Origin of the sequence: Acinetobacter sp. YH12120, from assembly GCF_013418795.1 — a bacterium.
Taxonomy (GTDB): domain Bacteria; phylum Pseudomonadota; class Gammaproteobacteria; order Pseudomonadales; family Moraxellaceae; genus Acinetobacter; species Acinetobacter towneri.
Map to the genome: position 1 here is coordinate 115,670 of NZ_VPBI01000006.1, position 21,892 is coordinate 137,561.

Below are 21,892 nucleotides of genomic sequence, written 5' to 3' on the forward strand. Positions count from 1 at the left end.
CTTGAACACCCATTCTCATCCAAGTTGGACACTTTAATAAACTTATACGTAAATTAAAGTGTCGCTTTACTTGGACAAAAATAAAAAATTACTCGATTTTTTTACCTCGTTTTTTTCGCATAGATTCACCTGCCAAATTGAAAATATGGGACCTATGAACAATACGATCTAGCAATGCCTCACCAACCGTTTGGTCCTCAAAGTAGTTGAGCCATAGATTGGTTTCATATTGACTTGTGATTAGTAGTGAACCGTTGTCACTATGTTTATCAATAACACTAATAAAATGAGCCAACCAAGAATTATTGATCTGTGATAAACCAAAATCATCTAAAATGAGCAATTTACAGGAAAGTAATCTCTTCTTTAAGGTCAAGATAGTTCCCAAATTTACCGCATTATTGAAATCTTCGAACAACTCAGTTGTATTATAAAAGATGACTTTAAAACCCAACTTACATGCGTTCGTTCCAAATGCAGAGGCAAGCCACGTCTTACCTATGCCAGTTGCACCTGTAAAAATTAGATTATGTTTGGACTTGATCCATTCACAATCAGCAAAACTTTGTAAAATATCACTTGTTAGCCCTTTTTTATTGGAACAATCTATTTCTGTCAGGCTGCTTGTCGGATATCGTATATTCGATTTATTTAGCAATGATAAGATTTTTCGATTGCTGACTTCATTTTGCTCGGCGATTAGTAATTCATTGAGAATTTCTAATGAGGTCTTTTTACTGTTAACCATTTCATCATAATGATCAACAAAGCAACTCAAACAACCATTGAGTTTTAAATCTTGCATTTTTTGTGCAATAACGCTCTTTGTAGTCATTTTGCATCCCCTCCGAAATAATTAGCACCACGTAAGTTTGCGTGTGTATAGGAATTCATTGTTTGAGTGGTGTTTAGAGGTTGGATATATTTTCTATTTTTGAGTACATACATTAGATCTGTAACTGCTAGTAGATTATATTTTAATGCATACTCACAAGCCTGATTAAGGACAGAATCAAGCTTTTTTTCTAAAATATAATCTCTAAGCCTATTTAAAGACTTAATATTACTAGCGAGTTGCTTGGACTTATTTAGAATTTGTTCCACAAACTCATAAACATAGTTTCCAAGAGATTTAGCCCACTGCTTAATACTTGCTGGGCTTAAAGTATTATAAAGCCTATGATTGGCTGGCATATGCTCCTCTAGAATACTTGCTTGACCATAACCCTCTAATAAACTGTGTGAAGTAATTAATTCATTCTCATAATAGAATTGAACTTCATGACTTGTAACACCGATATCTAACTTCTTACCTATCAGAGTATAAGGAACAGAATAAATATTCCCATCAATGGTGAACTGATAAAACTCTGAAACGGTTTGTTGAAATATCCATTTTGAAAACGGATATGGATGTTGAGGCAGTACAAGCAATTCATTTTTTTCAAATCGAAGAAAACGATCTGATCGACTTTCAGGGAAACGCTTAGTGACACCATTGTTGATTCTATCAACTTCTACATCGATAGCTTTTTGTAATTCTTCAAGCGAGAAAAATTTTCTTTCTCTTAATTTGACCAAAACAGAACGTTGGATAATTTGAACACAAACCTCTGCTAGCCCTTTGTCTTTGGGAGTACGAGGGCGAGTATTTAGAATTGCAAAATCATGATAGTCAGCAAATTGTTCAAATGTTTTGTTGAAAACTGTTCCATTACGCCCTGTTTTAATAACAGCCGCTTTTAGATTATCTGTGATTACTTCTCTAGGAACGCCACCTATACGATCAAAAGTGGCTGTGAAACATTTTAACCAGTCATGTGTTTGTTGAGTTTCGGCTGCAATCACAGTGATTAAACTTGAAGCGCCTAATACACCTACAAAGATTTGTACATTCCTCACCTCACCTGAATTGATGTCGTGAATTGGCATTGTTTTACCACAGAAATCGACAAGTAACGTCTGCCCAGCAGTAAAATGTTGGCGCATAGATGGGTGTAATTTTTTCAACCATTGCTTGTACAATTTCGCAAATCGAGAATAAGAAACACATTCTGGCTCTGTTTCTTTAAACTCAATCCACAATTGCTTAAGTGTCATATCTCTGATCTTCATTTGCTCATTGATATATGTAAAATCTGGAAGCGGTTTGCACTTCGTAATATTTTTTGCAACACCTGTTTGTACAATATCTACAAATTCTTGATTAGATGCTTTCAATACCTCAGCAACAGGTATTTGAATTTCATCTAATTTTTTAGCAACAACGCCAACTGTTGTTGGGGACACATTAACTCTTTTTGCAATTTGGCGATGTGTATTACCTTGCGCCAAAAACTCACAAATTTTTCTTTGTATTACAACGGCTATTTTCATTTGAAAACTCCCAAAATCAAAAAAATGGATAAAGGGAGAAAGAGCAAGCAATTTGCTTTATTGACTTTAAAAAACTAATTGAACAAAATGCTTAGTGTGTCGGTACTCAAAGACACTCCTCAATGGCTCATGTTCCAGCATGAGTCATTGATCTTTCTCCATAAGTAAAATAAAAAATTAATTTAGCTCATTTTTAGACTCCTTTTGTATTCGTTCAAGCTCAGTCAGTACATAAGAATTCATCGATTGATGTTTTTTCTTAGCCATACTTTTTATCCAAAAAACTAATTCTTCAGGCAATCTTAGATTTAATTGTTTAGTTGCTTGCATGATTATTACTCATTAGTAGCATTTTGATTCTATAGTATTAAAATGATTCTATATGCGCAATAGTTTTTTTGCATCATAATGCTACTATTGCTAATTCCTACTGTCCGTGGAATCCATGAAAAAAAAAGATATTCAGTTTAATCTTCGAATTCCAGAAGATTTAAAGTTAAAAATTGATGAAGCCGCTAAGATAAATCAGAGGTCTATCAATGCTGAGACAATGTCTCGCCTATATGACTCTTTTGTTATGGATAATAATATTCATTTAGAAGCAGCTAAGGTTATAGAAAACTTTTTGCAAGCTAGAACACCTACACAACGTAAAAAGGATGTAGCTGAACGACTTACTTTTCTGTTTAATCAAATTAAAAAAAGTAAATATTTCGATCAACTTACGATTGCAGAATTAGCATATAAAATTGATGAAAATTCAGCAGATAGTGCTGAATCATGGTTTAGAGCAGAAATGGAACCAACTTTTAATCAGTTGGAGAGGATCGCTGACTTCTTATCTGCGAATTCAAATTGGTTACTTTTTGGAAAAGAAAGACCATTCAAAGTTGAGAGCTTCCGTTTTGATGAGAATTTAGATAAAGATTTGAGATGGTTGTTGACCCCTAATCCTGAAAAAGCTTTCTTAAAAAATCAGTCGGTGCGAGAAGTTAAATTTCTTCGCAGTCTCAATGCAGAAGGCTCGCTAATTGTAGCTAAACTATACTCTAATCATTATGTGGAGTGTTTCCAGACTCCTTACCATATTAGTGATGTAACTGGTGTAGGTGGGTATAATTCTCTGCTTTATTTATGTTTACTCTTTAAAACTTTAAAAAAATATCATGGTTCATACCATCATCCTAATATCTACAGTTATTTGATTTCTGAAGAAGTGACGAAGAAAATATGGTCGGAAGAAACACACCCCTTACCATTGATTGATCAACTACATCAAATTCCATGGATGGATGATCTTGCTGATAAATCACCTAATCGGTCTTTAGATGAATTATATTGGAAAGGTTTTGATTTACTTAGATCACGGCTTATTAAGGATTTTAATGAAAAAGAATACATTCAAAACATTTTGAAAGATTCGGAATTTCATATTAAGCATCCTATGACTTTCGATTAATGCTACGTCAGTTTATGTCGTATAAATAAGAAAAGTTATTCTACTTAAATTATTGTTTATATAAACTAATTAATAGTTATTAAAAGGTTCTCTGCCCACATGAATATCGTCCAAATAGAAGAAAATGTTAAACAACTCATTCATAAAATTTCTAAAGGCGAGCTACATAGAAAAGAATTTATCTATGAGTTGCTTTTAGCTTATGGACATCGTAGCCAATCTATTGGACGAGTTCGTAATGGTGAGCGCAATTTAGCTGAAGATAAGGAAAACACCGTTTTTTGGAAACGTCAAATATACTTCAAAATTGCAAAACAGCATAATTTGCATGGCTTGATTTATCAAATGAAGGGTGAGAAGCGAACTGAAAGTAATAAGATTCGCTTCTTGATCGTGACAGATTTTAAAAATCTATTAGCCATAGATACTAAAACACAAGATACATTGGATGTTCCTTTTGGTGATTTAGCTAAAAAATTTGATTTCTTCTTACCATGGGCTGGGATGGAGAAAGCCGTATATCAAGGCGAAAACCCTGCGGATGTTAAGGCTGCTGAAAAATTAGCAAAGCTTTTTGACGAAATTAAAGCAGATAATTTCGATGAAGATGACTTAAATAATAAAGACAACTTACATCAACTTAATATTTTCTTATCTCGACTTTTATTTTGTTATTTTGCTGAAGATACCGAAATTTTTAAGGACAAACAGTTCACTTCGGCAATATCAAAGAGTAATGAAGATGGATCAGATTTATCAGCTTTAATTGGTCGATTATTTAAAGTGTTAAACCAATCGGATGAAGATCGTGAAGCAGATTTACCTGACTACTTAGCAGATTTTCCTTATGTAAATGGTGGTTTGTTTAAAGATGATATTCAAGTTCCAAAATTTACTCGTAAATCACGTAGGATTTTAATTGAGTGTGGCGCTGAATTAGATTGGTCTGATATTAACCCTGATATTTTTGGTTCTATGTTCCAAGCGGTGGTTCATACAGAACAGCGTAGTACGATGGGACAGCATTACACTTCAGTTCCCAACATTATGAAGGTGATTGAACCTTTATTTTTAAATGATCTATATGAAGAATTAGAGAAGAACCAAGACAGTGTTAATAAGCTATTAAAATTGCAGCAACGATTGGGGCAACTTAAAATTTTTGACCCTGCTTGTGGTAAACGTTACATACACACTTTTAATAACACATCATACATGCTAGTCTAGTGACATAATGATACTTAATACATAGATATCATTGTTTAATTATTAGTACATTACCTCTAATGATGATCTGGTATTAAGGAAATAAAAGTGGCTAGCCTAGAGTTTATCAATTACCAACCTCGTTCAATTCAAGTCAAAAATAATTCTATATCTTGGAAAGAACTCAAAACTAAAAGAATCGATAGACTGCCTCAAATAGTTTGGGCAGATAACTCAACTTGGGCGGAAGCGAACTTATGGGCCTTAGAACAGGCAACATCTTCAAAGTGCAATATTAAGACTGTCAGATCGAATATGTCTCACTTACTAGCTTATGCAAAATGGTTAGAGTCTGAATCAATTGATTGGTGGCACTTTCCAGAGAGAGAAAGTGAACGATGCTTAGTTCGATTTAGAGGCGCACTAATACAGGCAAGAAACTTAGGTGAATTAGCCCCTAGTACGACATCTCAAAGAATGTCATCAGTCATCAGATATTATAAATGGGTAAGAGAAAAGGGTTTGATTTCACCAGATTGGCCTATGTGGCAAGATAGATTTGTAGGAATCAAGATTACGAACGCATTTGGGTTGGAACATACTTTACGTGTAGTGAGCACAGATTTAGCTATTCCGAATCGCAAAGTGGCAGGATCTATTGACCTTGAAGATGGGCTATTACCTGTATCAGCTTTAGGAATGAAAGAGATTTTAACCTTGGCTGATGAACGTGCTTCCGAGGAGTTTGCCTTGATGTTAAGAATAGGTTTTTTCACAGGTTTACGTCTTGGTTCAATTACTGATTTAAAGGTATCTACCCTTCAAAATGCCACGATTATCCCAAATGTTGGATTAAAAATGCTATCTGTAGGGCCTGGTGCTAGACCACCAGTAGCTACGAAATTTGATGTATCAGGTTCAGTTCCAATACCAACAGAGTTGGTTGACACTCTGTTAGATTATGCTATGAGTACGAGGCGTTTAAAACGTCAAGCTCTAGCATCTCATAAAGATCAGGATATTCTTTTCTTAACTAGATATGGCAATACATATAGCGGTGATAATAGTCGCGCGGTAAATGTTGAGATATCCCGTTTTCGCACTTTAGGAAAGGATCTTGGCATCAATGTGTTAAGAGGTTTTCATTTTCATAGGACTCGTGCCACGTATGCTACTGAGCTAATGAAATTAGCCCTAAAATTGATGTCTGTTAGTGAGTCAATCCAATTTGTCAGAGAAGCCTGCCTCCATAAAGATGAAATGACGACTATGAAATATGTTAGGTTCATTGAAAATAACAGAGTAATGAAAGAAGTATCGGATGCATTTACCCTCGCTTTTATGGGGTTAATAGTGAGCCGTAAAAATGGCTGAATTAGATCTTGTCTTTAAAGGTTTAGCTTTAGGTACTCATGAAACACCTTGGGATTTGCAAGTATTTTTATATAAAGGCGCTGCAAGTGTTAGACGCGATTTAGTAATCCAAGCTATCCAAGATGGAAAATTCGGAGATATAGTTCAAGGTAGGTTGCCTTTTGTTATAAAGTTACATGAAGTTTTACAATCTTCTCTTAGTAGAGGAAGTTCTCAACAAACTATACGCTCATATTTGGAAAATTTATGGGGTTTCTATAGTTGGGTAGACATTGCTGATATGCTTTCAACAGAGAATGCTATCATTCCTACTTTTAAAGCTTGGACTGAGCATTTACTCAAGAGAGTTAATATTAATAAAGATATAGCTCAAATGACGGCATATAAACGAGCCTCACAGATAGCAAATTTAATTGCCCAAGCTTTAGACCTACCAGGTGCTAAACCTGGGCACAGTCTTATGCTTGCAACGAGACTCAAAAGGCCAAAAAAGACCAGTAAGACTTTAAGCACAGAGGCTGATAAACAGAATTTAGCAGACACTTTTGAGTTTGGACATACATTAACTACTATTTGCAATAATTTAGATATTGAAACTGTGCGTGGCAGCCTACCTATAAAAATCTTACTCGATCAAAATAAGGTCTTAACGATTGCTGGGAATTTAATTGAACCTGACTTAGATGTTGAGACTATAGAAAATAGTGGTGTAAAGAAAAGAGCTATCATTGCGCGACAACCATTAGAGGAGAATATCAGTCTTTTAGAAACTCATAAAAGGTCATCTATTCTGAATCTCCGAATTGAGTCAGAGTTACTGATATTTTTAGCACAAACTGGAATGAACCTATCTCAAGCAGTAGCTTTAAGCAAGAGTACTTACAGATGGCAGTCTGATGGGGAGGATTATGAAGTTTACCGAGTTTATAAGGGACGTAGAGAAGGCGAAGCCATTTTTCGCTGTTATAAAGTATATCGTGACCATTTACAGACATACTTAGATTGGCTTGATAAGACTGAATTAAGTCAAAACGATGAAAGGCTATTTCCAATGATAAGCCGAGGTATGATTCGTACTCAAACATCTAAGGTCAGCATCAGCACCCTAAAGAACTTGTTCAAAAAGAACAACCTTATCTTTATCAATCCTATTCAATTACGAAATACACGTATTAACTGGCTATTGAGAAAGACGGATGACCTGACTCTAACGGCAGAGCAAATGGGTCATACAACAGAAGTGTTGCTTAAAGACTATATGCGTCCTCATCATCAAAGAGCATCGAGTGAGATTATAGAGTTTCATTCCTTGATAGACCCGGCTCAATCAGCACCTGGTCCAGGATTGTGCGTAGACTCACATCAACCTAAGCAAATAGTTAATTTCCCAGAAAATGCACCTGTACCTGACTGTATCAGCCCTGAAGGCTGCCTGTTTTGTGAGAAACATAGAGATGTGATGAGTTCAGAATATTGCTGGAAACTAGCATCACATTTAGAACTTAAAAGACTTGAAACTAATCTCTATAAACCATCTGAACATAATTACATTCACCCAGGCAACCTTGTAATGGATAGAATAAAATTAAAACTCAAAGCAATTTCTGATGGCAGTGAGATTCGGAATACATGGGTGGAAGATGCTCAAAACTCTATTCGATCAGGTAAGTACCATCCAGCTTGGGATGGATATATAAGACTATTGGAGGTTATGGTATGAATGTATCAAATCTTCCAGGGTTACAAATTGATTTCTTTATTAAAGCAGATTCACCTAACTTCAGACCTCATTGTTGGCCTCCTTCAGTGGACTTTCCAGTTGTAGTTGACTCAGATGGTAATATCATTTCCAGATACGGTGACGTTCGATGGGATTTTTCAGTTTGGCACGGTAGTAATTTAAAGATTTACTTTGGTGATGGACAAGGGCAAGGTCATAAACTTAGTCAAGATAACGCCAATTTATTACGACAAGTTGTCGCTTGGTGGCTTTGGGGTTATGGTGGAGTAACCAATCCAACTTCTCTAGTATTTAAGTTTGATACAATAAAACCCCTATTTGTCATTTGCTCAAAACATAATATTAGCGCCTCTCAGTTGTCTAGCTTTCCAGATATAATTCGAGAAATAGCCTCTAATCCTACAATTAACGGAACACATCTAATTACTTACCTAAATGATCTTATGTTCATATCAGAAGAAATTGGATTTACTATTCTTAATAAAAAGGGTATGGAAGTTTTTATTAATGCAATAGTTAAACGCGATAAAGTTCAGACACCCTATATTCCTACTAGATTATGGCATTATCAGGTAAATAGACTGAAAGAGTGCTTAGATGATTTCATAGCACATAAAGACAAGATAGAGGAATGTTACAGATTTTGCTTGGAAGCTTATGCTAATAATGCTGGTGGAAAGCTTTCAGATGCATTTGATGGATTAGCAGAGAATTCACCTTTCAATACCGCTAGGGGTGTCGGTAAGAGAAAGTCAGGCCTAGTCTTCTACGGTAGCTTTTCTAATACAGCTAGGAGCTTTGAAATAGATGATTTGCTAAAAAAATGGGTTAATGCTGAAGAAAGATATGGTGTCAGAGCGCTTTCAAGCTATCTGAGTTTAATTGGCTTTGCAGGGTTGGCTTATATACTCAACTTTTCTTTAATGCGGGTCGAAGAAGGCAATAGGCTAAGAGCTGACTGTTTTGGAGTTGAAGTAGACTCTTTAGGAACTGAGATTTATTTCATAAGAGGAGCTACCACTAAGACGATCAAAGATAACAATGCTAGTTGGATAGTATCTCCGAGTGTCAAAATAGCCATTGAGGCTCTGGTAAGTGTCGCTTCTTTAAGAATATTAAGTGCTCAAGAAAACCCTTATGTAAGTTTACCTAAAGAGTTTATTGATAACCCTGTTTTACAATGCGCTTCATATGAACCGTGGACACCTAACAAAGCATCTCAAAATAAAAATCCGTTCAAAAATCCACGTCAATATAGTGAATCTCTTCAAATATGGCCCAAGTTATTCGATGAAAATGAACTGAGGATAACTGAAAAAGACCTAGAAATGGCTAATAGACTTACAAATGGTTTAGATCCAGAAAAATATGCAGTTGGTAAGGTCTGGCCTTTAGCTTGGCATCAGTTAAGACGTACAGGAGCTGTGAATATGCTTGCGAGTGGGATTGTTTCAGAGTTCTCTGTACAGTACCAATTAAAGCATGCCAGTCGAGCTATGAGCCAGTATTATGGTCAAAACTATTACAAGTTAAAAGAACCATTAAATAATGAAGCTCGTAGCTTTTATTTACGTGAAATGTATGAGTCTATAGTCAGAGACCTTAAAGAGCTACAAGCTGATCATTATGTTTCTCCACATACTGAGAAACGAAAACAACAACTCTTATCTGAGATATCAGAAAAAGATCACAAGCAGCTTTTAGCAGCAGCCAAATCTGGCAAGGTAAGCTACCGTGAAACGTTCCTTGGTGGTTGTGCAAACTTAGGACCACCCTGTCCATTAGGCGGAATAAGCAATATTAGCTCTTGTATGGGCTTTGGTGATGAAAAGCCATGTAAATCTGCATTGATAGATAAAGAAAAATTACCCATGATTAACCAATTAAAAGATGTGTTAAGTAGTCAAATAAAGGGTGTTGAAATTGGAACACCACTATATGAGTCTCTACAAGCCCAACTAGAATCAGCGGAGCGAGCTATTCATGTCATCCACAGAAGCTAATTCGAAAGTCAAAGAAAGAGTAGTAAGTAAGGCGGAAATAAGGTTCTTGGAAGCATTCGAGCGCTTAAAATCTAATAATCCAGAAATCTTACCTAAAGGGACTCCTGTAACCCAAAACAACGTTGCTAAGGAGGCGGGTGTTAATCCATCAGCTTTACGGAGTTCTCGATATCCTGAGCTAGCTCAACAAATTCAAAACTGGATAGAAGATAACAAGGAAAATTCAGTCCAAAAATCTTCAAGACAAATGATGCTTGCTCAGAGATCAAAGAATAGAGAGTTAAGAGAACAAATTACTTCTTTACAAGAACAAAGAGATAAAGCTCTATCTATGTTAGTAGAGACTCAGCGTGAAATTGTTAGTCTAACCTTGGAAAATGAAAGATTAAAAGCTCGCTTACCAGCGATTGATGTATCAAGAATATCATAAGCGGACATTTTGGCACATTAAGCCCATAATTCCCCTTATAAAAAAGCCTGAAATAATATTTCAGGCCTTGTCAACTTATTTCACTAACTTCATCAAACTACCAAAACTATCAATCACAGAATATTGCACTGCATCACCTAATGGTTGATTTTCTTCATTTAAAGTGACAAAGAACTTTTTAGCACTTTCAATTTTACGTTTTTCTGTTTCCCGTAAGTCACTGTCAGACATTGAGCCTTTAGTTTCCGCAACAAAATAGATTTGACGTACTTTGTCCTTATTGAAAGCAATTGCCCAGTCGGGATTATAGCTACCGAAAGGAGTTGGTATCTGAAAGCTGTCGGGAAGTTTAGCGTAAACTACGACTTCATCAGCACCATCCAATTCCTCTACAAACTTACGCTCATTATCAGAATCAGTGACTACATAATCCCATATATGCCGCTCGGCCTTATAAGACTGTAATGGAATGTTCTCATTACTTACAAAGATTTCATTGTAAGGATAGGTTCGATCCAAAGGATTATATTTCAGTCCTTGAATGACCATTTTTGCTTGCTGTTCGTTGATGATACGGCTCATTTCACGGATGAAAGCTTCTGGATTCAACTTGAACTGTGCGAATACCGCAGCATTAATTCCTTTTAAAATACGAGCAACTGTTTTACGAGTGAGATTAGTATCATCAGCAATATTGCCAATCAGGTCATAGGTCACTTGAGACTGAATAGAAATGTTCGCTACTTCAGTTTTTGAAGTCACCTTACCAAACATTTCTTTAGCTTTAACTTGCTCATAGGTCGATTCATCATGCTGAGTCGCTTCCGCAAGTTTATAACTCAGCGTTTCCACAAATTTGTTGTTACGCTCAACAGCAATACGTTCAACAGCACTAATGCTTTGCTCAATGAGTTTTTCAGAATCTAAATTAATTTGATAAACGGCTTTTCGATTAATTCGAGACCATAAAGCCTGAAACTCTTTACGTTCTAAATTGGCTTGGTTGATCGTATTGGTTAGCTTCTTATTGCCATTATCAGCCATACCCTCCAAAGCTTTAGGATCAAACAGCCCATCAATCAGCTTGTGAATTTGCTCAGTATAAGCCACCAAACTTTCAGGCAATTCAGCCAGCGTACCTTGCTCTTTCGCTTCATGATATTTTGGCGTTAACTGATCATTGTCATCAATATAATCATGCTTAGACAAATGCTTATTGATTTGCTTTGCCATCAATTCAGTGACTTCAACAGTAGATCCATCGGATAACTTGAAAATTTTACCTTTAAAGTAATCAGGGGTAGCTTGTGTCGGTCGATTCTGAATCGTATTCAAAATTTCTGATTGAAGCTTGAACACAAAATCTTTGTAACTTTCATTGGTGACAACTGTGAGATTATTCAGTTTGTGAATTTCTCCTAATGCCCCTTGGAAATGGTTGGCATCCATACGTTCGCCAAATTTATTCACTGCAAGGCGCATACCACGGCCAACTTCTTGGCGACGAGAAATGTCATCACTTGAGTACTTTAAAGCGCAGATCACAAAGACGTTGGGGTTATCCCAACCTTCTCGTAAGGCTGAGTGAGAGAAGATAAAACGAACATTCTTTTTTTGTTTTTCCAGTTCAGAATCATGTGGTTCTGGAAAAGCCAAAAGTGATTCCTTATCTTTAAGAATTAGATCATAAGCATCTACATCATCGGCTTGACTGACAGAAATACCTAGTTCTTCATCTTTCACTTTTTTCAGAGCTGGATCTGCTAGACGTTTTGATTTCTTATCAATTGAGAAATAACCGTTGTGAGTACGGTCTACGTCAATTGCTTTCAGATAGTCAAAATATGGATCATTTTCTAAGTTTAGATCCTCAATTTCATTGAGTACCTGTTGATACTGTTCTTTAAAAATTTGAACGTATTCGCCATCTACAGTATTATTATCTTCATCATATTGACGATATTTTGCCACTTCATCAATGAAGAAAAGACTCAGGACTTTAATACCCTGATTGTATAACTGACGTTCTTTTTGAATGTGTGCACGAATCGTTTCACGGATCTGAATGGTTCGCATGATCTTTTCATCAACATGCCCCAATGCTTCACCTACATGAATTTTGGTACCATTCAAAAAAGTAACCGAGTTATCTCGTGCATCAATGTCTGAGACGACATAACGGTCATTATACTGCTCAGCATTATTTGAAATATCGCTATATAAATTAGTGCCTACTTTTACCTTTCTTACTTCACGTTTAAAACCATTCTTGGTTTCAATCTCAACTTCTAGGCGAGCGACAGGTGAAGATTTAGATACAATGATGTCTTGTAAGTATAAATACCCATGTGTACCTGTTAAGCCTTGTACTTCCACACCTTTTACAGTGATTTTCTTCACCAGTTTTTGGTTGTAGGCATCCAAAGCATCCAAACGGTAAACAAGGTTATAATTGCGCTTATGTGTCGCGGAATAGCGCAGAATAAACAATGGGTTGAAGTTAGATAAAGACTCTAGGGTTTTATCCGCTCCCATCTTTTGCGGTTCATCCAAGATTAAAATTGGACGGTTACGACTAATCACATCAATCGGGCGACGCGATTGGAATTCATCTAGTTCATCATAGATACGACGGTTATCTTTACCTGTGGCATTAAACGCTTGAACGTTAATCACCATTACGTTGATCCCACCATTCGAGCTAAAGCTTTCCAAATGGTGTAATGCTTTGGAATCATAGATAAAGAAACGGGCCTTTTTGCCGTATTGCTCTTGAAAGTGATCAGCCATCATATTTAGGCTTTTATATACGCCCTCACGAATCGCAATGCTTGGTACGACCACAATAAACTTTGACCAACCATACTGCTTATGCAGTTCAAACATGGTACGGATATAACAGTAGGTTTTACCTGTACCAGTTTCCATTTCAATATCAAGGTTTAATTGGCTTTTGGTCAGGTTCTTGCCTTTGCCATTATCATCCGTGATGAGTTGAGATGATCTTTGTAATCCACTTGCCGCTTGTACGTCCTGAATGTTTTTCAGTACAGCTTGTAGATCAAAAATATGGGCATTCTCAAAACCAACATCTGCAATCACTTTTTTAGCCTTACCACCTTGTAAATCCAAGGTTTCTTCAAGCATATCACCCTGTGCAGTTGCTTTTTTAACTTTAGCTGCACCTTGGTCGATCATGTAACGATGACCTTCAGAACGTGGTTGTCCTTTAAAGCAATCCACAATCGCTTGTACTGAGTCTTTCTGATAACCAAGGGTTTTAAAACGGATTTCCATTATCTAACCCTCTTAAAGAAACTTGACTTCGGTATCAGGAGAGAGCTGTTTAAAGCGTTCTTTGATATTGGTTTTATCATGATCTAGATGGATGGCCTTTTCTGCCGATACGAAGCGTAAAGGATGATCTTTAGCAACTTCATCCACCACATCAAAGTTCAATTCATCAAAACACGCTACAAGGCTATTACCTGCAACATAAAATACTTCTTTTCCTGCAACAGTTTTACGTTCAATTGGTAATGACAGCTCAAGCCCCCAATCAAGCATGACTTGGAATAACAAGTCCTCAGATGTACGATCTTCTTTAATATTTGAAGCTAAATCCAGCATATCAGCTTGTTTTAAAGCGTCAGGTGTATAATACACATCCTTCATATTGGTTGAGTCAATTTTTAAAACACGGAAACCAATATCTAATTTCTCAATACCTTCTTTGGTGGCATTATCTTCTAGGATTTTTTTACCTGCACGACGGATACGCTCTTTAGAAATTTCAGCAATATTTTTATAACCTGCTTTTGCCATATCTTCTGAAGTTTCAATTTCAGCAGGTAACTGAACTAGAATGAAATTTAAGTTCAATCCGTTGTTAATATTAAAATCCAATACAGCATGGCCAGTAGAACCACTGCCTGCGAAGAAATCTAATACTAAATCAGTTTTTTTTAAATTAGCCATTTCTAAAAATTGCTGAATCATTTTTACTGGCTTTTTCCCACCATTAAAAGGGACCCCCCCTTCATGTCTAATATTGCCGAAATCAGCACTATAATCATAAAAATTTACAATAGGTTTATACTTTTGGGAGTCACCATTCTTTAATTCTTCAAGTCGTTCTAATGGAACACCCGTATAGAATTTACCTCGAATAGCATCAATTTTTTGTGGGCCACTTACATATCTATAGCCTAAACCATCTTCTCCCATGTTATCTATTTTATAGAGAACTCCCAAACCATCTTCTTGCTTTCTATCAATTAAATATTTCGCAAGAAATTCAGCAGCAGAACCTCCTTGTTTTACCAAGCTTCCAGATGCCCAAGTTTCTTTCAATAACCCTACAGATCCTTCAGGATGTTTTGTGATTTTCCATTCACCATCTTTAAAAATTGTTACCTTTTTATGTGCGATATTAACTTCTTGACCAGAAGTTAACTCTTCAATTGAAAAGCAGAATTTTGATAAATCGTATGGTTCAGAAGGTTTGTTGGGCTTAAATATATTTTTATCTTTCGCATAGATTAAGACATACTCCATTACCCGTTGAAAGTCACTATCTTCATTTAATGACTTGTTCGCATATCGAACCTGGATATGGAAGTTTTCTAAATGATTTGAGCTACCAAAAATTTCATCACAAATTTTAATTAAGTTATGTACTTCATTTTCATCGATACTTATAAAAATCACACCATCATCGCTTAGCAAATTGCGTACAAGTTTTAATCTTGCATAGATCATAGTAAGCCAATCAGAATGATATCTACCATTAATTTCTTTATTTGAAACTAACTTATTACCATCCTCATCAATTTGGCTTGATCTTTGTAAAAATTCATCAGCATTTTCAGCAAAATCATCTTCATAAATAAAATCTTTGCCAGTGTTATACGGTGGGTCAATGTAAATCATTTTGACTTTACCCAAGTAATTCTCTTGCAGAAGTTTCAGGGCTTCGAGGTTATCACCTTCGATAAACAAGTTTTCTGTCTTATCAAAATTAACGCTTTCTTCACGGCATGGACGTAAGGTTTTCGCAATTGGTGCATTGGCGGTTAGAATGGCTTCTTTTTTACCCACCCAATCCAGCCGATAGCGTTCTTGCTCACCTTCAACAATCACTTGCGATAGCTCTTGTTTAAGCAAATCAAAATCAATAGCTTTTTTTAGCTCACCATTTTCACCTTGTGCTTCTGTAACACAGTTTGGAAATAGTGCTGCAATTTTTTCGATGTTGCTATCGACTAGGTTAGGGCTGTGCATTTTTAACTTGTCCATCAATATACCTTTATATTTAATTCACTAATTTCTTTAAATCAGATTCAAGTGCATGAATATGCTTATTGAGTTCAACCTTACGATTAAACTGTTTTTCAGTTCTCAACTTGGTTTTCAGCTTATCAAGCTGCTTTTGTAAGGTTTCAAGCTGTTGAGCTTTTTGCAATTTAAGTTCAATGGAAACAGATTCATCATCGTTTTCTGGATCTTCATTCGATACAATCGGTAATATCTGTGCGATGAAATGTTCATATAGATCAGCCAGTTTTAAGTAAAGCGGCAATTCAATACGATCATGATCTTCTAGCCACTCAGAAGCATAATATTGGCCTATCACCGCTTTAGTTTTGTCTGCTTGATTCAAACGCTTATAGGTTGCAACAACTTTCACTTTATCCTGATAAACAACTTCAAAAATAATTGGAGTGAGAATGAGTTTATCAATGAAAGATAGTATTGACACATCTAAATCTTCAACCCGACTTTTTACTCGAAAGATTTGAATTTCCTTCAAATCTTCCTGATCTTGGAGGTGAATTGTAGATGAAGCCAACTTGTACGCCCACCGTATATTTTCCACTTGATTAACAAATAGCTGTTCGATCTTGGTATTGGCTTTTCCTTGTTCATAAAACTTATTTTTCGGAATTAACCGATCCACTTTAGCCTGCTGCGGAAACTTGTATAACTTCATGCTTAAGGTTCTTCAATCACAATAAAGCTAATCAGCTCAAAGTCGTTTAATCCAGAAACCACATCTACCAACGCTGATGTAGTCAAGCCTGAAAACAGGCTATCAATATCCTTCTCAGCTTTTACGTCCTGAATGGTATGAATCACAATATCCAACAATTCTGAATATTGGCTCATATCTCGTCCATCATTGGTTTTCTCATTAAACTTTTCATACGCTTCAGGAATCGGATGATCTTTTCCTCGACATGCTTTACGTGCTACATCTAGTAAATACTTAGCTTGGGTATAGTCATAAACGACTTCACCGCCTTGATTAATATAAACTAAGTAATATGGATATAGGCGGTTGCTTTGGCTGTTAGGCGACTCAGGATGTCGTGCTCTTAGGGTAAAAATGACTCCTGTATTTAAACCGAGTTCTGGCTGTGCAGGCACAACCGTATGTAATCCATTCGGTAATCGCTCCAATTCAGGATGCTCTTCCATATAGCCAAGCAAATCCATACGGAAGTCATTCAGCCCTAAATCAGTAATCGAAACCCCTGTATTGGCATCTTCTAAATCCAGCACTTCAGTTTGTAACTTTTGTAATTGTTCACGACGATAGGCAATATCATTAGCTTGGGCACTGAGGACGTTATCATCTCCCGTACTGGTCATATCGACGATTACCATGCGATTCTCGACCCGTTCTCGCAAGTTAATATATTCATCTAGGCTAATGTCAGGCCAGTAATTAACGAGCTGAATGACGCTGTTTGATGAGCCAATACGATCCACACGTCCAAAGCGTTGAATGATGCGTACAGGATTCCAGTGAATATCGAAATTAATCAAATAATCACAGTCCTGTAAGTTTTGTCCTTCAGAAATACAGTCCGTTGCAATGAGCACATCAATTTCTCTGGACTCTTCAGGGAATATGTCTGCTTTTTGCTTTGATTGTGGAGAGAATAGAGTGAGCAAGCCCTGCATATCATAACTTTGACGGCTTCCCACTCTGGTCTTGATCGTTGAAGTATTATCACTGCCGATCACTTTGGCACTGTGCAGACCATAGGTTTCTAGCAAAATCGGAGCAATATGCTCATAGATATAATTCGCTGTATCCGCAAAGGCAGTAAATATGATGACTTTACGGTTATTGGCATTAATTGGGTTCTGAATTTTCTCAACAACATGCGCTTTAAGATGTTGTAGTTTGGCATCCTTTTCAGCGTTAATTGGCTGAATCATTCGCAATAAACCGAGAATAATGTGGTAGTCACCGTCTAGATCCGTTTTCCAGCTCAACAGATCCATATCAGCCAAATGAATTTTGAGCTTATTGCCGATAAGGTCTTCGGTATTGAGTAACTCGCCATTTTCATCTTCATCGTAGCCAAAGTCTGGTGAAATACTGACTTCATCATCCGCCTGACGAGCTTCAAAATCCGCAATTTTAGCGAGTACATTTTCAATATTTTTCTTTAAAACGTTCAGCGTCAGCCTAAACGCATGGACAGAACTTTCTAAGCGTTTCAGCAAGTTGACCGTCATCAAAGCCTGTAAACTTTTTTCACGGTCTATCTGTCTTAATTTACCTTTACCTTCAACACGAGTATCAAAAATCTCTTCATATTTTCTTAAGGCACTTGGAAAGATATAACTGACTGGTGCATAGACTGACATCTTGATTAAAGACAGATCTGCATAGATTTGATTCAGAGAAACACTATCCTGATCGGTTGATAATGCACAACGGAATGAAATCGGCTTGAGTCGTTGAGGAAACTGTCCAATATCTTTGGTGTCATAGAAAGTTTGAATGTGCTTTCTTGAACGAGCAATTGTCACGCTATCCAACAGTTTAAAGAAATCGAAATCTAGAAGGTTAAGAATTGCTTGAGTTGTCCGTTGCCCAGGATCTAGTTTTGCCCAGGCATTAAAGCTGGCCTGTGCTCTGCGGAATATCGTTTCTATATCACGTTCAGTATCGAGCTTATTTTCTAATAAAGCTGCATTGCCTTCATAAGCAAGGGCAAGCTGATTCTTAAGATCAGTAAAGTGGTTATTCACTGGCGTAGCAGATAACATTAACACTTTAGTCTTCACGCCTTTACGAATCACTTGATTCATTAAGCGGTCATAACGTGTTTCACGATCCTTAAACGTGCCACGGTTACGGAAGTTATGTGACTCATCAATCACCACTAAGTCATAGTTTCCCCAATTGATTTTTGCTAAATCTATACCTAGGGTTTCACCACCTTTACGAGAGAGATCGGTGTGATACAGCACATCGTAGCTAAAACGGTCTTTGGCAAAAATGTTCGTGACTAGGTTGGCGTTATAATTCGTCCAGTTCGCTCCCAATTTCTTAGGACATAAAACTAGAACACTTTTGTTTCGTAATTCATAGTATTTGATTACAGCCAATGCAGTAAAGGTCTTACCCAAACCCACACTGTCCGCCAAAATACAGCCATTATAAGTTTCGAGTTTATTGATGATGCCTACTGCTGCATCTTTTTGGAAATTAAAAAGCTTATTCCATACCAAGGTATCCTGATAACCTGTCAGATCATTCGGCATAACATCTGCATTGATATCTTCCAAGAAGTCTTTGAAGATGTTGTAAAGCATTAAGAAATAAATGCGTTCAGGTGGATTTTCCTGATATACAGACTCAATGTGTCGAATAATTTCACTGGTGACATCTTCAACTTTTGAGGGATCATTCCAAATTTGATTGAATAACTGAATATAGGTTTGCACCATCGGCTGTTCATCAAAGCAGTTCACCATATTGGAAATGGCATTGCCTTTTTCAAAACCGAGTCCCATCGGGGTAAACCCTTGGATAGGCATATACGTTAAAGACTGCTCAGGTTTCTGAATACTGATGAATTCCTGCATCGGTGCATTACTGTTATTCGACTTAAATATCGCTTTTCGTCTGATCCAGTCAGCACACTCTTTAGCAATTGCCTTTTGCGATAACTGATTTTTTAAATGAATTTCAAATTCGGTTCCATATAAACTGCTTTCACGATCTTGTTTAGGAATCACAAATTCACGTTTTTCCTTTTTGAGCTTATCCGTGACGTTATCAGCAACAAAAGTTGGTGACGTAAAAACAAATTGCAGTTCTTCGATCTTTTCTAATTCTTTTTTTAAAGCAGCGAAGGCGTAGATTGAAAAGTATGAAGCGGCTATCTTCAATCTGGACTTGCTATTAAGGTTTTCTTCAATATCAGATCCTAATATATTATTAATGTTATCAATGAGTTTCATAAGTGTGAAGCAGAAAATATAACAGATACTAAATTATAGCAGCCTTAAATTTTATATGTGAAAATTCATAAAATTGTACTCATACTCAATTTCGTTGGTCTGTTTTTTGGATCATAAAAGAAAAAGTTGAGTGAATTAAATAAAATTGAAGTGATAATCATTTATGTCATTAGATGTGCTTTTTGCATAAATATTTAAAAATTGAAACCACTATAAGCTACTAAAATTTAAGTTATAACTTGAATATGAGGTCTACCTAATTTTTTTAAGGAGACTGTTTTCACCCTTAGAAATTTAACAACCATAGGCTTCTAAACCATTTTTTTCCAACTTGGCAATGTGAGCTATTCGTTCAATATGTATCAGTACCAAAATTTTTTATTATATGTCTAATTATTTTTTATTGTTGTTAGCACGATATTAAGTATTGGGTGCGATATTTTTCGATTTTCTCTTTGTATTTAAGTAGTGACAAAAAATCTAAAATGTCACCATTTTTCTATCTTAAGTAGTGACATTTAAAAACATCCTGATATCTTGTGTTTACAAGGTTTTCAGTGATGTCACCACTATAATATGTTACGGATACTGTGGTTCAGGCAACTTCCTAATTATTGCATATAAAGAGCTTCGTAAATTTGAAATGGAGCTTTTAAAACGTATTCAAGAGTTAGAACTAGAAAAAACAGGACAATTTTCAAAGCCATTTTCAGTGATTCAAGTTTCTCAATTTTATGGTATTGAAGTTGATGATTTTGCTCATGAAATTGCTATTTTATCTTTATGGCTAGTTGAGCATCAAATGAATTTGGTTTTTAAAGATGAATTTGGTGAATCTCTTCCATCTTTACCATTGAAACACAGTGGAAATATTATTGCTGGTAATGCTTTAAGGATTGACTGGAACTCTATTTTTTCAAACAGTAAATTAGACCAAGAAATTTTTATATTAGGAAATCCTCCATATTTAGGGTTTGCTCAACAGACAGTAGCTCAAAAAGAAGAAATAAAATTAGTTTGGGGTGAGCCTAAGAAACTTGATTATATAAGTTGCTGGTTTTTAAAAGCATCTCAACTTATTACCGCTTATAAAGGTGATATTGAAGTGGGCTTTGTCTCAACAAACTCCATTACACAAGGAGAGCAAGTCTCTGTGCTATGGCCTTCTGTTCTTGTTGATGGAGTTAATATAAGTTTTTGCCACACATCTTTTCAATGGAGAAATAGTGCTAGGAGTAATGCAGGAGTCTATTGCGTCATTATAGGATTATCTAAAAAAAATAAGGGAAAGAAATTAATCTATTCTGAATCAACTAAAAATTATGCGGAACATATTACGCCTTATTTAACTTCCGGCAAAACAAATTATATTTTAAAAAGAAGAAAACCTTTGTCTCAATTACCAGAAATGAAACTTGGTGAAATGGCAAAAGATGGAGGAAATTTGTTTTTGACAAAAGAAGAAGTGGATTTATTAAAAAATACTTCTCCCAAATCATTAAGATTTATAAAAGAAATTACTGGTGCCGATGAATTTATTCGTGGGAATAAGCGTTGGTGTATTTGGGTAAATGAAGAAGATTATGAAATAGCAAAAGAAATTAATTTTTTTCAAAAACGATTTGAAAAAGTGGTTGAATCTCGATTATCAAGTCCAAAATTAGCCACAAAAGAATATGCTTCAAAACCATTTAGATTTGTAGAGATTAGAGGAGATAACGTACATAAAATTATGATTCCTACTGTATCTTCATCTAGAAGAGATTATATTCCTCTGGGGTTTTTTGATGAAAATACTATAGTTAATGCTCCTAATAATGCTATTTACGATGCTGAACCATACATTTTCTCAGTAATACAGTCAAAGATGCATATGGCTTGGGTAAAAGCAATTGGTGGAAAACTAAGGTAATACCCCCATTTTTAATTGAATTAATGGGTAGAAAATCTAAAGCCTTGTTATTGTTTAAAAATAGGTGGACAACCATTTACTGACATATGAGGTCGTTCATGATTATAAAAGTACTGCCAGT

At 35.9% G+C, this 21,892-nt stretch carries 13 protein-coding genes and 1 pseudogene; 7 read left to right on the forward strand and 7 right to left on the reverse strand.

Features of this window, described 5'->3' with window-relative positions; translation table 11 throughout:
- Positions 1-88 precede the first annotated feature (88 nt).
- From FTU58_RS06305 to FTU58_RS06315, 3 genes are all read right to left on the reverse strand, one after another.
- Positions 89-835 (reverse strand): ATP-binding protein, encoded by a 747-nt coding sequence (locus tag FTU58_RS06305; protein WP_180062217.1) that lies wholly within the window; start codon positions 833-835, stop codon positions 89-91.
- Positions 832-2,376, reverse strand: a complete 1,545-nt coding sequence (istA, locus tag FTU58_RS06310) for an IS21 family transposase (RefSeq protein ID WP_180062218.1) — start codon at positions 2,374-2,376, stop codon at positions 832-834. The genes FTU58_RS06305 and istA overlap by 4 nt, the downstream gene beginning before the upstream one ends.
- A gap of 177 nt (positions 2,377-2,553) precedes the next feature.
- Entirely contained in the window at positions 2,554-2,706 is a 153-nt protein-coding gene (locus tag FTU58_RS06315; protein WP_180062219.1) for an Arc family DNA-binding protein, read from the reverse strand.
- A gap of 115 nt (positions 2,707-2,821) precedes the next feature.
- On the opposite strand from FTU58_RS06315, the gene FTU58_RS06320 reads away from it, so the two are divergent.
- The 6 genes and pseudogenes from FTU58_RS06320 (at position 2,822) to FTU58_RS06345 (ending at position 10,589) form a co-directional block, all read left to right on the forward strand.
- Positions 2,822-3,835: an Arc family DNA-binding protein gene (locus tag FTU58_RS06320; RefSeq protein WP_106405990.1), complete on the forward strand. Its 1,014-nt coding sequence runs from the start codon at positions 2,822-2,824 to the stop codon at positions 3,833-3,835.
- Positions 3,836-3,934: 99 nt separating this feature from the next.
- Positions 3,935-5,014, forward strand: a pseudogene (locus FTU58_RS06325) (type IIL restriction-modification enzyme MmeI); the annotation flags it as partial.
- 135 nt (positions 5,015-5,149) lie between these two features.
- On the forward strand, positions 5,150-6,415 hold the full coding sequence (locus FTU58_RS14205) for a site-specific integrase (protein WP_180062220.1): 1,266 nt from the start codon (positions 5,150-5,152) through the stop codon (positions 6,413-6,415).
- On the forward strand, positions 6,408-8,135 hold the full coding sequence (locus FTU58_RS06335; RefSeq protein ID WP_180062221.1) for a site-specific integrase: 1,728 nt from the start codon (positions 6,408-6,410) through the stop codon (positions 8,133-8,135). The genes FTU58_RS14205 and FTU58_RS06335 overlap by 8 nt, the downstream gene beginning before the upstream one ends.
- Positions 8,132-10,159, forward strand: a complete 2,028-nt coding sequence (locus tag FTU58_RS06340; RefSeq protein ID WP_180062222.1) for a hypothetical protein — start codon at positions 8,132-8,134, stop codon at positions 10,157-10,159. Before FTU58_RS06335 ends, FTU58_RS06340 begins: the two co-directional genes overlap by 4 nt.
- Positions 10,140-10,589 carry a hypothetical protein gene (locus FTU58_RS06345; protein ID WP_074947380.1) on the forward strand — a complete coding sequence of 150 codons (450 nt, stop codon included), beginning with the start codon at positions 10,140-10,142 and terminating at the stop codon, positions 10,587-10,589. Before FTU58_RS06340 ends, FTU58_RS06345 begins: the two co-directional genes overlap by 20 nt.
- A 75-nt stretch (positions 10,590-10,664) precedes the next feature.
- Here FTU58_RS06345 and FTU58_RS06350 read toward each other — a convergent pair whose 3' ends face one another.
- Genes FTU58_RS06350 through FTU58_RS06365 form a run of 4 tightly spaced genes read right to left on the reverse strand, consistent with a single transcriptional unit; the run spans position 10,665 to position 19,859 of the window.
- Positions 10,665-13,886 carry a type III restriction-modification system endonuclease gene (locus tag FTU58_RS06350; RefSeq protein WP_180062223.1) on the reverse strand — a complete coding sequence of 1,074 codons (3,222 nt, stop codon included), beginning with the start codon at positions 13,884-13,886 and terminating at the stop codon, positions 10,665-10,667.
- Positions 13,887-13,898: 12 nt separating this feature from the next.
- Positions 13,899-15,887, reverse strand: a complete 1,989-nt coding sequence (locus FTU58_RS06355; protein WP_180062224.1) for a site-specific DNA-methyltransferase — start codon at positions 15,885-15,887, stop codon at positions 13,899-13,901.
- 16 nt (positions 15,888-15,903) lie between these two features.
- On the reverse strand, positions 15,904-16,581 hold the full coding sequence (locus FTU58_RS06360; protein WP_180062225.1) for a DUF4391 domain-containing protein: 678 nt from the start codon (positions 16,579-16,581) through the stop codon (positions 15,904-15,906).
- Positions 16,582-16,583: 2 nt separating this feature from the next.
- Entirely contained in the window at positions 16,584-19,859 is a 3,276-nt protein-coding gene (locus FTU58_RS06365) for a helicase-related protein (protein WP_180062226.1), read from the reverse strand.
- A 511-nt stretch (positions 19,860-20,370) separates the two neighbouring features.
- Between FTU58_RS06365 and FTU58_RS06370 the strand changes: the two genes are divergently transcribed.
- Positions 20,371-21,771, forward strand: coding sequence for a DNA methyltransferase (locus FTU58_RS06370; RefSeq protein WP_373886005.1), 1,401 nt, complete (start codon positions 20,371-20,373; stop codon positions 21,769-21,771).
- Positions 21,772-21,892: the final 121 nt, after the last annotated feature.